The organism is Vibrio navarrensis (assembly GCF_000764325.1).
Classification (GTDB): Bacteria; Pseudomonadota; Gammaproteobacteria; order Enterobacterales; family Vibrionaceae; genus Vibrio; species Vibrio navarrensis.
In genome coordinates this window covers 1,906,800-1,920,732 of sequence record NZ_JMCG01000001.1, presented here as the reverse complement: position 1 = coordinate 1,920,732, position 13,933 = coordinate 1,906,800, and the positions used below count along the sequence as shown (strand labels likewise).

Genomic DNA, 13,933 nt, shown 5'->3' with positions numbered 1-13,933 from the left:
TTAACTCCATTAAGGGTATTTATCGTTCTTTCTCCCCGCTCGCTCTCAAGATGAAGTAGGCAGTAAAAATCACCTAAAGAAAGAGAGGTAAGATGGGACAAAGTCCCCAGTTGTTTCAACACCGACTATGCTAAGAGAGGAGGAACAGAATAGCGTCCTCCACCCCCAAAAAAAATGGGGGGGATGAGAAAGGAGGATAGATTTTACAGAACGATGTTTAATAGAGCAGGATCACTGAATTAGGGTGGAGTTAGTAACTTTGCTAGAGATCTTCGCGCTACAAAGTGAGGCACAATTCATATTTTTGCCAACAATGGTAGGTAGAAAGTAATTTTATTACATATACATTAATCTTTGAGAGGCGCTTGACCTCTTTGTGACAAAGTTTTTTACTAATAGTTCAGAATATGGATAAAGACCCAAGAAAAATAACCATGACAGCATCGCTCTCACGCCCATACCCTCTGGGTGCTACGTTACACCAAACGGGGTGCAACTTTGCCATACATGCACCGGACTGTCCGTCGATTCGTTTGGCTCTGTTTGATGAAAAAAAACAATTCAAAACCTATGAGCTAGAAAATGAGTACGCGGGCATTCGTTACACTTTTGTTCCGGGCATTAAAGCTGGGCAAAAATATGGCTACCTAGTGGATAGCGAGGAAGGGCCATTGCTCCTTTCCGATCCCTATGCCAAAGCCTTAGATGGGCCACTACATTACAAGACACCTTACAGCGCAGAAAAAAGCTTCGCTATGCCCAAGTGCGTGGTCTATCAGGATGATTTCGATTGGCAAGATACCGATCACCCTCGTATTGCACGTGAAGAGATGATTCTGTTTGAAACGCATGTAAAGGGAGTGAGTAAACTTCACCCTGATGTTGCGGTGAGCGAACAGGGTCGGTATTTGGGCTTAGTGAGTAAGCCCATGCTGGCGTTTTACAAAGAGCAAAACATCAACACCTTACAGCTGTTGCCCATTGCCGCCTGCATGCACGAGCCACATTTGCTCGATATGGGCAAAGTGAACTATTGGGGCTACAACCCTTATTTGTTTATGGTGCCTGACCCGCGCTACGCCGATAAAGACGCGGTGCTTGAGCTTAAAACCGCAATACGGGAACTGCATCGCCACGGTATTCAAGTGATTCTGGATGTAGTTTACAACCACACCGCAGAAGGCGGCGCTGGCCCAACCGTGTTTAACCTAAAAGCACTCGATTCACGCTTTTACTTTAAACATGGTAGCCATTTTGCCAACTTTACCGGGTGCGGCAATACGATGGATCTCACCTATCAACCTGCGCTCAACTTGATTATGGATACCTTGCGCTACTGGGTAAGTGAGTTCAAAGTCGACGGATTTCGTTTTGATCTCGCTGCCACGCTGGGCCGCCAAGGGGATGACTACAACCCGGAAGCGGCATTTTTCAAAGCGGTCGCGCAGGATCCTATTTTAAAAGAGACCAAATTGATCGCCGAACCTTGGGATATTGGGCCAAATGGCTACCAAGTCGGCAATTTCCCGTTTGGTTGGAACGAGTGCAACGACAAGCTGCGCGACATCACTCGCAGTTTTTGGCGTGGCGATCAAGGCTATCTCAAAGAGTTTGCCACCCGTTTGATGGGTTCGCGTGATATCTACAGCGCGGTAAACTGGCCATACAAACTCACCGTGAATTACATCACCTATCACGACGGTTTCACCATGCAAGATCTGGTGTCTTACAAGCATAAGCACAATGAAGACAATGGCGAACAAAACCGCGATGGGCACGGTGACAACCGCTCTGAAAACTATGGCGTAGAAGGCCCCACAGAGAACTTGATGGTGATCGCCACGCGTGAAAAGCAAAAGCGCAACTTTATGGCGAGCCTACTGTTTGCCTTTGGTATCCCGCATGTTCTAACCGCCGATGTGTTGTCTCACACACAAAAGGGCAACAACAACGCCTATTGTCAGGACAACGAAACCAGTTGGCTTAATTGGCAATCATCAGAGCGTAAGCGAGATTTTAAACACTGGCTTTCCCAGATGGTGGCCAATCGACAGACCTATATGGTGCCGTTTATTCGTGCGTTCAGTGGCTCAAACCGCAACCTCAACCGCATTTTTTGGCGTAGAGTGGATGGCTCACCAATGGAGCACGAAGATTGGAATCGTTTAAGCGCGGTGGCACTGCATATTGGTATTGGCAAAGATGGCGCGGAAATGGTCTATCTCATCAACCAAACCAGCGCTCCGGCACGTTTTACCCTGCCCAATGACTGTAAACAAACCTGGACGCTGATCTGTGATACCAACGTACGTAATATCTCGCCTGGGCACGCAGAGGGCGAGTTATTGCTCTCTCCGGTGTCGATGGCGATATTACACTATCAGCCCCAAGAAGCACCCAAAAGCAGACTTGCTGAATAACACAAAGTAGAGGCTGGCAAAACCAGCCTCTCTGATTTTGACGCCATTGGCTTTTTTAGATTATTTCGTTATTAAACAACATTCTTAATGTTTCTTTTCGCTATGCATCTTGTCACCTATTGATAGTCAAATTTTTGCCGACAACATGCGTAACACGTTACATTCCCTTGCTTTAGGCCAAAGAAAGCCGATGGTCGTAACGACAAATATCTAACACTGCGACAATCCGTTCAGTCTCACATATCACCATACCTAACTAACACTTTTGAGGTATTGGTTCAAAAATCCATTTCTCAACTACAATTACGCTGTGAAGGAGTACAGGTTACAGAATTTATTGAGGGAAAATGGCCAGTTTAGCAGGACAACATATCGAAGAAATGGCGGATATAAGGCTGACGAGAAAGCGCAAAATTGTCAGCATATGCTCGCTCGCCTCCTGCGGACTGTTTCTCTACCACACCATTGAACAAGCGTTGGCGGCTCATCTGAGTATTGCGCTACTCAATGGTGCGTTTGCTTTGTTGAGCTTAGTGGTATTTGCTTACCTTCAACGCAGCGGTAAAGGCCTTAACGCCGACCTGATTTTGAGTGTCATTTTATTGCTTGGCGCAATGCCGATGATTTTCCACACCACGCCAAACCCTGATCGCTTGCTGTGGTTGTTCCCCATTCTAAGCGCAGTCATTCTAATTAACCGTTTTAAAATCGGCTTGTTACTAAACTTACTTTTTTGTCTCACCGTTTGCCTGACTCTGCTTGTCAGCCATCCCGCGCAAGGGTATCCGATCCAGACTGCCTACAGCCTTGTGATCGCCTTAATTTTCACCAGCCTTATTTGTCATGCCTTTGCGTTTTACCACTATAGATTGATCAGTTACGTCCATTCACTCTACCTCGAAGGTATCGAAGATCTCGCCTATACCGATAAGCTCACTGGGTTAGCCAATCGCTGGAGTTTCGAGAGCTGGGCAAAAGAGAAGCTCAAAGATATAGACGCCACACCCACGACTTGCATCACCGCACTTATCTTCATTGATATCGACAATTTTAAAACCATCAATGACAACTACGGCCATGATGTTGGCGATAAGGTGCTGCAACATTTTGCTCGAAGGCTGAAAAATAACATCCGCAATAAAGATCGCCGCACCGACAAGCATGATTACTCCATCGCCCGTTTCGCTGGCGATGAATTTGTCTTGATGCTCTATGATGTGAAAAGTCGCCAAGATCTGGACAACATCCTCAAACGCATCATTGCGCTCTATCGCACTGGCTATCAAGCGAATGAGCGAATTCAAGGTTTGACCTTAAGTTTAGGTGCGGCGATATACGGGCAAGATGCTGTTGAGCTCTCAGAGCTGAAACGCTGCGCAGACAAAGCCATGTACAAAGCCAAGCACGCAGGTAAGAATCGTTTCGCTTACTACAATGAGGACGAGCAAAAGCGCTTTAGTAACCCGTTGGAAACGTATCAGACAGCCTCTATGTCGAATGTGTCACCCTTGATACCTCGCCAACGCCCAAGCAAACATTAATGAGCCTGAACTACCCCGCCATATACATCAGCCACAAACAGACAGCTAAAAAAGTACATAACCAAATGGCATAACGCACTTTATTGATTTTATTTGGCCGCGGTTGTACCACTGGCTTCAACGCTGCCCGTTTGGCTGTTTTAATAATGGTGGGACGCACTTCCAACTGCTCTTTTCTTACCTGTGCTTTGTTGGCCACTGAGGTAAAGCGATGTCGCTGCTCGTTGGTCATATCCGGTACATCATAATGAGCGGGATGATCACTGTGTTTCGGTTGTACAGCCACACGACACCTCCGTCTTAGCTAGCCTACTGTGAGTATAGTCAATTCCCCCTGTGACGGTTTAAATACGTCTCTCAAATGAGAGTGAAAACCGTAAGCATGTGTTTCCGACATGCAGAATTGTCCAGAGCAGGATACAAATTTTCTCGCCAAAACACTTTCTGGTTTTCAAATCTTTCGAACATGTTGAACAACTTTCCAACCTGCTCTCATTAGACGAATGTCATTAAACTCATTGGAAAAACAAGGAGTCAGCCATGTCCTCATACCGCACTGTAAAACAACTCCATCGCGCCGTTCGAACCTCAGATGGTGACGGGGTAAATATTCGTCGTGTCGCGGGTTTTAACCAACCGAACTTTTCTCCCTTTCTGATGATTGACGAGCTGAAATCAGATGAGGCGGCCGACTATATCGGCGGCTTTCCACCACATCCGCATCGCAGGGCAAGATCATGAACATTTCTTGTACAACGCAAGGTTAAATTTGACCTGAAGCACGGTCTGTGATCTTATGCTCTTCTTTTGGGGAGCGACCATGAATATTAATACCATCAAAGCGCATTTCAGTATCATCCGTGACAAACGGCAAAGTGCAAAAGTTGATTATCCTCTGTTTGATATTTTGTTTGGGTCTATCTGTGCCGTGATAGCCGGAGGTCAAGGCTGGACTGACATTCGTGAATATGTTCTTGGCCACCATGAGTGGTTTCTTAAACAGGGACTGTTTGAAAACGGTGTGCCTGTCGACGATACCTTTGCTCGTTTGATTGCAAATATTGATCCTGCCGAGTTTCGCGACTGCTTCCTGGGTTGGATGAATGCGGTACATACCATGACGTTTGGTGAGGTGGTTGCCATTGATGGCAAGACTTTGCGCGGCTCCTACGATAGAGACGACAGGAAAAGCACCATCCATATGGTGAGCGCCTATGCAAGTGCCAACCAACTGGTATTGGGCCAACTCAAAACTGACGATAAGAGCAATGAAATTACCGCGATTCCAGAGCTTATTAAGATGCTCGACTTGCGAGGAGCTATCGTGACGATTGATGCGATGGCCTGCCAGACCAAGATTGCCAAGGCGATCACTAGCAAGGGCGGTGATTACTTGTTGGCAGTAAAGGGGAATCAAGGCAAGTTGTCGGCAGCCATACAGACAGCCTTCGCCCCACACCGCCGTGCCCCGATTGACAAAACCACTTATCAAATCGAGAAACAAAAAGGCCGCGTTGAAGCACGTACTTGCCATGTACTCAAGGCTAGTGAGTTAGAGGGTGACTTCTCAACGTGGAGCGGACTCGCCAGTATTGTCATGGTTGAAAATTACCGAGTAGCCAAAGGTAAAGCGCCAAAGTTGGAGTACCGCTACTACATAAGTTCAGCAGACCTGACCGCGGAGCAGGCAGGAAATGCCATTCGAGCCCACTGGGGCATAGAGTCAATGCACTGGATTTTAGATGTGAGCATGCGAGAAGATGCTTGTCAGATTTACCGACAAAACGCGGCTGAAAATTTGGCAGGTTTAAGACACATGGCGCTTAACATGCTAAGAGCTGAGCCAAGCAAAATTAGTGTGCCAATGAAGCAGAAACGTTGCATGATGAACCCCGGCTTCTTGGAGCAAGTCTTAGTCGCTGGATTTAAGTCAATGACTAAATTCTAACCACTCATGCGGACGCCCTGATCCGCATCGCGGTATTGAAACTTTGACCTATATGCTCAATGGTCATTTTCAGCATAAAGATCATATGGGGAATGTCGGAGAACTGAGAAGTGGTGGGGCTCAATGGATGGCGGCAGGTCGCGGCGTGATACACAGCGAAATGCCGATTATGACGGATGGGCAGTTGCATGGTTTTCAGATCTGGATTAACCAGCCAGCCAAAAACAAAATGTCGCCAGCGCAATACCACGATTTCCAGCCTGAGAGCATTACCGAAAAAAGCCATCCGGATTGGGGCTTAGTCCGCGTGATTGCCGGAGCGCTATCTATCGATGCGCAGGAGATCGCTGGCCCGCTGCAAAGCAGTTCGATAGCCATGACCATTGCCGATTGGCGCAGCAACGCCGCCCATGATCTCACGGTCGAGATCCCGCCAGACTTTCAATGTTTAGTGTTTGTCTACCAAGGGAAAATTGCCATTGACCAACACCTTATCAGTGCAGGGCAACTCGGCATTTTGAGCAGCGCAGACCAACTTAAACTGTCTGCATTAGAGGAAAGCGGCGCACTGATTCTTGCTGGAATGCCAATCCATGAACCTATCGTGCACTACGGCCCTTTTGTGATGAACAGCGTGGAAGAAATTGAGCAAGCCATCAAAGATTACCAAACGGGCAAATTTGTCTAGGTAGAGAAAAGGGCCCGAGATTCGGACCCTTTGTTTTTATAAGTATTCGCACAGATAAGCAGTGGCGATTTTGACCTGTAAGTCGAAAGAAGATTTACCCGCCACTTCAAACGCTTCACCTGCATTGTAGGTACTCCAAGTATCCTCTCCGGCGCGTTTAATGACCAAGGAACCTTTAATCACCGTCATGCGCTCAGGGGCATCGGTACCGAAAGTATAATTGCCTGGCAGCATCACACCCACGCTACTGTCTTCGCCGTTTTGTTCGAAGCCAAGAGATTTAACGGTACCTGCAAAATAGCTGTTTTCTTTGATCATTGTTTATCCTTAAACACTTCAATTACCGCTGGATGCGGAACCTCTTTTTACCGTGTTTTCCCATCGACCTCAAGCCATTCCTTGCGTGGTGATAAAAAAGCTCATCACCACATCGCTCACACAGAAAAGTACAAACTTTCTGAGGGAAAAGTTGCTAATTGGGCGCAAAAAAACCACTATTAGCCATGAACAAGGATGATGTATGAACACAAGTAAAACCACCAACGAAAATCGTAAACTGGACGACAATCGGGAAGAGGCAGAGCGAAGACGTCGCATCCGGCGTATTTTGGTTGCCTCGACCGTAACACTGTTTTTCCTTGCTCTAGTGACTTATTTTTCTTACCGAATTTATATCGAGTACCAGAAATACATTGACCCATCCAATGTATATGGCGATTGGATTGAAATTGGTGCGCCCCCCTATCAAACCGAAATACTGACCTTGAGTGACAAAGGTGTGTATCGCAATAATCGTTTGATCGCCACCAGCTATCAGTTTAATGGCAAACGCATCACCATTGAGACGGGTATTGGTTTGACCGTCTATCAATTGGCAGGTAACGCCAATTCACCTCAATTACGCCGTATCATTCCGGACTCCCCAACTCAGCGGCTAGTGAAAAAAGGCTTTGAACACACAGTGTTGCCGAGCTCTGGTGGAGCTGCGCAAGAGCGTCGCCAAGCATTGCGAGAACATTTCAACATTTCTAATTGATGCATCCTGCGATGGTGAAATCACTGACATATGACCAAATCATGTCAAACTGCAAAATTTTCACAATGCCGTACGATAATTTATAAAACTTTATGCCACGGTTCCATTTTCAATGTAACACGTCCTTTTCTTCCATCAATTTCTCTCTGGTCACTCGAAAAGCGCTTTAATTTTTTTTGCTGAAAAAAAAAGACTCTTCAATACTGTCCATGATGCCAAGTGAACTCATTCACTGGCAGCTTATGTCTCACTTTTTAATGACATAACATTCAAGGACTGAGAGAAAAATGATGAACAAATTAAACCTATGTGCAGCGAGTATTGCGTTGGCTCTTTCCGGAACCGCGCTTGCCGTACCTACCGCACCCAGCTTGGATCTGTATGGCTCCAACAATCTGCAGTTTTCAAAAATTGAACTCGCGATGGAAACCACGGCTGGTTACAACCAGATGGTGAAATATCATGACCAAGCCACCATATCGGTGAAATTTAATCAATGGAGTGGCAATACTGGCGATACATACAATATCTACTTTGATGGCGTTAAAGTGGCCTCTGGTGCTATCTCTGGTAGCCAGACCACAGCCACTTTCCAGTATGGTAAAGGCGGTTTATTCCAGATGGAAATCGAAGCTTGTGATGCCACTGGCTGTGCCAAAAGTGCCCCCGCAGAAATTACCATTGCCGATACCGATGGCGCGCACTTAAAACCACTGGTCATGAATGTTGACCCTAACAACAAGTCTTACAACACCGATAAGAATACCGTAGTAGGCACTTACTTTGTTGAGTGGGGCATCTACGGCCGCAACTACACAGTGGATAACCTTCCGGCACAAAATCTCACTCATATTCTCTACGGTTTTATCCCTATCTGTGGTCCAAATGAATCGGTCAAATCAGTTGGTGGCAACAGTTTCAACGCACTGCAAACCGCCTGTCAGGGAGTGCCAGATTATGAAGTGGTGATCCACGACCCGTGGGCCGCTTACCAAAAAAGTTTCCCACAAGCCGGGCATCAGTACAGCACGCCAATCAAAGGCAACTACGCGATGATGATGGCGCTCAAACAGCGTTATCCTGATCTGAAAATCATCCCATCTATCGGCGGATGGACTTTGTCTGACCCATTCTATGACTTCGTTGACAAGAAAAACCGTGACACCTTTGTTGCCTCGGTAAAACGCTTCCTGACCACATGGAAGTTTTACGACGGCGTTGATATCGATTGGGAATTTCCTGGCGGTGACGGCGCAGCAGCAGATAAAGGCGATCCGATAAATGACGGCCCTGCATATGTAGCATTGATGCGTGAACTGCGCGCCATGCTAGACGAGTTAGAAGCAGAAACAGGCAAAACTTACGAGCTGACTTCCGCTATCGGTGTCGGCCATGACAAGATCGAAGATGTCAACTATGCCGATGCAATCCAATACATGGATTACATCTTTGCCATGACGTATGACTTCTACGGCGGTTGGAACAATGTGCCTGGACATCAAACGGCATTGTACTGTGGTAACTTTATGCGCCCCGGCCAATGTGACGGTACTGGCGTCGATGAGAATGGCGTACCATACAAAGGCCCTGCGTACACCGCCGATCACGGTATTCAGTTGTTGCTTGCACAAGGCGTACCTGCGAACAAGTTGGTACTAGGAACGGCGATGTATGGCCGTGGTTGGGAAGGCGTGATGCCGAGTACCCTCACCGACCCAACCGATCCGATGACAGGCACAGGCACAGGCAAACTGAAAGGCAGCACAGCCCAAGGTGTTTGGGAGGATGGTGTCATCGATTACAAAGGCATTAAGTCTTACATGCTCGGGCCAGATAATACCGGCATCAATGGCTTTGAATATGGCTATGATACACAAGCTGAAGCGCCGTACGTTTGGAACCGTAGCACAGGAACGCTGATCACCTTTGATGACCATCGCTCAGTGCTCGCCAAAGGTGCTTATGCGAAAGCGCAAGGCTTAGCGGGCTTGTTCTCGTGGGAAATTGATGCCGACAACGGCGATATCCTTAATGCCATGCATGAAGGGTTAACTGGCGGTGTCGTGACACCACCAAACAAAAAACCCACAGCTAATGCGGGCGCTGACATCACTGTTGTCGGTCCTGCTACTGTGACGCTCGATGGCTCTGCGTCCAAAGACGCAGAAGGGCCAATCGCTAGCTATGCGTGGAAGCAAGTCAGCGGTACAGCGGTGACATTAACTGGTGCAAACAGCGCGTCCGCCAGCTTTAGCGCAGCGGAAGTGGCCGCCGATCAATCTTTGACGTTCCAACTGACCGTCACTGATGCTGATGGTGCCAGTGCAACCGATACTGTTGTGGTCACAGTGAAAGCGAAAGATACTGGCCCAGTCAACACCGCGCCAGTCGCGAAGGTGAGTGCGCCAGCAACAGCCAACGCTGGCGATGTGGTGGTGGTAGATGCTTCGGCTTCTTCCGATGCGGATAACGACGTCTTAACTTACACTTGGCAGTTACCACAAGGGCTGAACGCACAAGTTAACGGCTCGAAAGTGACCTTCACCGCCGCAGAATACAGCGCAGATACCAGCCTAGTTTTCTCGGTAACCGTGAGTGATGGCTTAGCAAGCTCGGTCGCTTCTACAACGGTTGTGGTGGCGAAGAAAGATAGCGGCAGCACCTGTAGTAATGCATGGGATGCATCCGCTGTTTACACTGGTGGTCAGCAAGTCACTTACGCAGACAAAACTTGGGAAGCGAAATGGTGGACTCAAGGTGATGATCCAACCAAATCTGGTCAATGGGGCGTATGGAAAGAAGTGGGCCCAGCCAACTGCAACTAACCTCCATTAGTTACTTAATCCACTAAAAACCAAGATCAGGTGCAAGCACCTGATCTTTGCTTTCTCAACGCACTCTGGCTAAACGATCAAAGCTCTCAAACACTTGCTGACATTTCATTACACGACCATGCCCCTGACCGCTGGTACTGATCAGTTCAACACGTGGCATTTCTCTGGCGGCAGAGGCCGATATTGCGTGGCTGGTGAATTTATCTTGCTGGTCGTGCACTATGATGGTCGGCGCTTCGCGCATTGCCAAACGGCGATACGGGTCGATAGACTGGATGGGATAATTGAACTGCTCTTCAACCTCTGACACCACCGCCTTAAACAGCTTCATCGAATACCCTGAACGTTCAATGCTGGAGAACAAGTTCTCAACATAATTGAGCACGGGTGCAATCAACAAAATCGGCTTGTTTTCCAGTTTACGATGACGGCATTCAAGCGCGGATGCGGTTCCCATGCTGTGGCCGATCAAACCTTCGATTTGCTCAACTGAGTCGAGTATCGCCTCTAAACCTTCGACAAAAGCGGGAATGTGTCCAATCTCACCTGAGCTCTCACCATGCGCCGGATGATCATAGGCAAGCGCAGTAAATCCTTGCGCAGCAATATACTCCATTAGCGGGAAAAACTGGCTGGCCGTTCCTGACCAACCATGGGTTAGCACCCAAACCGGCCCCGCACCTAACTGATAGGTGGTCAAAGTGCCGTGAGGTGTGCTGACTTGGCCTTTCACCAGTCCATTCGGTTGTGCATTTTTGCTCTTCGTTCGCGCCGGAGTCAGTAATAACTTACGTGCGGTTTTCTTCGCATGAGTCGGGGCAAGCGTATGATGCAAGCGAGTAGACCAGTTCACTAAACTGCGCTTTAGGCTAAACTTTCCTGACGTATTGAAGTAGATTTTTTCACTCATTTTGTTGTCCTTGGATCGCAATAGAACGACCGTGCTATTTTCATGCTTTAAAAAGGGCAACCGCGTTGCCCTTACTCATCGACGCCTAAAGCGCGCGCCAACTGACCAATAATTTCTCAACACCTAACCAAAAATGCGTTTGGCTATCCTGCTTACCACGAATCGAATAGAACACGTGAGCGCTTAAGTAGAGGCCATACAATTCAAATACCGCTTGCTTCGCTTGCAGATCAGCACGAAACGCACCGAGTTCGATGCCTTTTTCTACCTGAATTTGCAAGTAATCCAGCCACTGCCCTATCGATTGGCGCAACGCGTTTTGCAGCTCGCACTCTTTGCTACTTACGTCATTCCACGCATCAAGAAACATACAACTGCCTTGAAAAGAGTGATTCCACGTCATCCAATTATCGAGCAGCTGGCGGATCTTCTGTTCAATATCGCCATCCCCCAACCGCCTTGCTGGCGCAATGACACGCTCGGTAAACACTTGATTGGCGTACTCAAGCACGGACAACTGCAAATTCAATCTGGCATTGAAGTGGGCAAACAAGCCACTTTTCGACATACCGCACTGCTTTGCCAGTTCACCAATGGTTAAGCTGTCTAGCCCATTTTCACTGGCTAACTGAAACGCTTGCTGCAGTATGTACTCTTTTGTAATTCGACCTTTACTCATAATGGCCCTTTTTAGCACGATCGTTCTTTTCAACCAAGCAATAATTATCTGGTCACACCTGAAGCAATCAACTAGCGAGGAATTTTCCATGATCTTCCTCAGCAAAATTGTGATTAGACCTTTGCAAACTGCGACTCAAATCCCACTTCGGGCAAACCAGGTAAAGTAGCCAGCTCATTCCACATGTTGTAGCCAAAGATAGCAAGGAGGGGGTTATGTGGACCAGTCAATTAACACCGATTTTAGAACTCAGCGCCTGGTTGTCTCATGGCCTGTATCTTGTTGCCGCTCTGCTCAGTGTCGCAGGTTTATACAGTCTCAAACGCTAACCTTAGCGACGTCCAACGAATTGGACTGTAATCACACCTAAGCCGTTAATTTGTGTCTAGAATTTCTCCAAACAAATAAGGAGAAATTTCTATGAGCATTTTTCAATGGATGGCTGCATTCATCCTGCTATTTTTTCCTACTTGGAGTCATGCGGCGGACACCAGTACGCTTGATCACACCACTTCTGCCATTGGAATCGTCTCGCTGGTTATTTTCCTTTTCGCCTATCTCTTGGTGATGCTGGAAGAGTATCTCAAGATGCGTAAGTCGAAGCCTGTGCTGCTGGCGGCGGGTCTCATCTGGATCCTGATTGGTTTTGCTTATCAAACACATGGACAAAGTGACGTTGCCAAACTGGCCTTAGAACACAACTTACTGGAATATGCCGAGCTACTGCTGTTCTTGCTGGTGGCAATGACCTACATTAACGCGATGGAAGAACGTGGATTGTTTGACGCTTTGCAGGCTTGGATGGTGGGAAAAGGCTTCGATTTTCGCAAACTCTTCTGGCTCACGGGCTCTCTCGCATTTTTCATCTCTCCGATTGCCGATAACCTGACCACTGCTCTTTTGATGTGCACCGTGGTGCTCAAAGTTTCCGGCGATAATCGGCGCTTTGTCAATATTGCCTGTATCAATATCGTGGTAGCGGCCAACGCTGGAGGCGCATTCAGCCCATTTGGCGACATCACCACTTTGATGGTGTGGCAAGCTGGCCATGTCAGTTTTTCTCAGTTTATGCCGCTGTTTCTGCCTTCCGCCATCAACTACTTGGTGCCCGCTTTGATCATGTCGTTTTTTATTCCTCAAGAACGACCACAAACCATTCACCAGCACGTCGAAATGAAACGTGGTGCAAGGCGTATCGTCGCTCTGTTCGTCCTGACTATCGCCACGGCGGTAGCTTTCCATGCCGTGCTGCATTTTCCGCCTGTGATGGGAATGATGATGGGCTTGGCCTATCTGCAGTTTTTTGGCTATTTTCTCAGAAAAACCTTGGTGCGTTCTTTGGCGAGAAAAACCACCATCGCCATTGCCAATGGCGATGAAGAGGCGTTGAAACGTTTAGGTTCGGTGATGCCATTTGATGTTTTTCACCGTATTTCGCGCGCCGAATGGGACACCTTGCTGTTTTTCTACGGCGTAGTGATGTGTGTCGGTGGGCTCAGTTTGCTTGGCTATTTGCACGTGGTTTCGCTCACCATGTACAGCGAGTGGGATCCGATCTGGGCCAACGTCATGGTTGGTTTTCTCTCGGCGATTGTTGATAACATCCCGGTAATGTTCGCCGTGTTGAGTATGGAGCCCGCCATGTCGATGGGTAACTGGCTACTCGTCACGCTGACCGCAGGCGTTGGCGGCAGTTTACTCTCGATTGGTTCAGCGGCAGGTGTCGCATTGATGGGCGCAGCCAGAGGGCAATATACCTTCTTTGGCCACCTAAAATGGACACCTGTGATTTTGTTTGGTTACTTTGCCAGCATTGCCGTCCACTTAATGTTTAACTCCGCGCTGTTTACGCTCTGAAACGAAAAAGGGGTAAACCG

At 47.8% G+C, this 13,933-nt stretch carries 10 protein-coding genes and 2 pseudogenes; 8 read left to right on the top strand and 4 right to left on the bottom strand.

Annotation, left to right across the window (positions count from 1 at the left end; all coding sequences use genetic code 11):
* The first annotated feature begins 434 nt into the window (after positions 1-434).
* Entirely contained in the window at positions 435-2,420 is a 1,986-nt protein-coding gene (gene glgX, locus EA26_RS08495; protein ID WP_193244171.1) for a glycogen debranching protein GlgX, read from the top strand.
* A gap of 347 nt (positions 2,421-2,767) precedes the next feature.
* A complete protein-coding gene (locus EA26_RS08490; RefSeq protein WP_052079660.1) occupies positions 2,768-3,961 on the top strand; it encodes a GGDEF domain-containing protein in 1,194 nt (397 codons plus the stop codon).
* A gap of 10 nt (positions 3,962-3,971) precedes the next feature.
* Here the strand turns inward: EA26_RS08490 and EA26_RS08485 are convergent, their stop codons facing one another.
* A complete protein-coding gene (locus EA26_RS08485; RefSeq protein ID WP_039426701.1) occupies positions 3,972-4,247 on the bottom strand; it encodes a hypothetical protein in 276 nt (91 codons plus the stop codon).
* 254 nt (positions 4,248-4,501) lie between these two features.
* On the opposite strand from EA26_RS08485, the pseudogene EA26_RS08480 reads away from it, so the two are divergent.
* The 3 genes and pseudogenes from EA26_RS08480 to EA26_RS08470 form a co-directional block, all read left to right on the top strand.
* Positions 4,502-4,687: pseudogene (locus EA26_RS08480) on the top strand (cupin domain-containing protein); the annotation flags it as partial.
* A 94-nt stretch (positions 4,688-4,781) separates the two neighbouring features.
* Positions 4,782-5,909 carry an ISAs1 family transposase gene (locus EA26_RS08475; RefSeq protein ID WP_039426512.1) on the top strand — a complete coding sequence of 376 codons (1,128 nt, stop codon included), beginning with the start codon at positions 4,782-4,784 and terminating at the stop codon, positions 5,907-5,909.
* 16 nt (positions 5,910-5,925) lie between these two features.
* A pseudogene (locus tag EA26_RS08470) lies at positions 5,926-6,597 on the top strand (pirin family protein); the annotation flags it as partial.
* Between the two features lie 36 nt (positions 6,598-6,633).
* Here EA26_RS08470 and ppnP read toward each other — a convergent pair.
* Positions 6,634-6,915, bottom strand: coding sequence for a pyrimidine/purine nucleoside phosphorylase (gene ppnP / locus EA26_RS08465; RefSeq protein ID WP_039426699.1), 282 nt, complete (start codon positions 6,913-6,915; stop codon positions 6,634-6,636).
* A gap of 202 nt (positions 6,916-7,117) precedes the next feature.
* On the opposite strand from ppnP, the gene EA26_RS08460 reads away from it, so the two are divergent.
* On the top strand, positions 7,118-7,633 hold the full coding sequence (locus EA26_RS08460; RefSeq protein ID WP_081947054.1) for a DUF2850 domain-containing protein: 516 nt from the start codon (positions 7,118-7,120) through the stop codon (positions 7,631-7,633).
* A gap of 290 nt (positions 7,634-7,923) precedes the next feature.
* Complete coding sequence (locus EA26_RS08455) at positions 7,924-10,458, top strand: glycosyl hydrolase family 18 protein (RefSeq protein ID WP_039426697.1); 2,535 nt, start codon at positions 7,924-7,926, stop codon at positions 10,456-10,458.
* Positions 10,459-10,522: 64 nt separating this feature from the next.
* Here the strand turns inward: EA26_RS08455 and EA26_RS08450 are convergent, their stop codons facing one another.
* Complete coding sequence (locus EA26_RS08450; RefSeq protein WP_039426694.1) at positions 10,523-11,377, bottom strand: alpha/beta hydrolase; 855 nt, start codon at positions 11,375-11,377, stop codon at positions 10,523-10,525.
* Positions 11,378-11,462: 85 nt separating this feature from the next.
* Positions 11,463-12,056, bottom strand: a complete 594-nt coding sequence (locus EA26_RS08445; protein WP_039426691.1) for a TetR/AcrR family transcriptional regulator — start codon at positions 12,054-12,056, stop codon at positions 11,463-11,465.
* A gap of 438 nt (positions 12,057-12,494) precedes the next feature.
* On the opposite strand from EA26_RS08445, the gene nhaD reads away from it, so the two are divergent.
* The gene (gene nhaD, locus EA26_RS08440; RefSeq protein ID WP_404976179.1) at positions 12,495-13,913 is read left to right on the top strand and encodes a sodium:proton antiporter NhaD; all 1,419 of its coding nucleotides are present in this window, start codon (positions 12,495-12,497) and stop codon (positions 13,911-13,913) included.
* Positions 13,914-13,933: the final 20 nt, after the last annotated feature.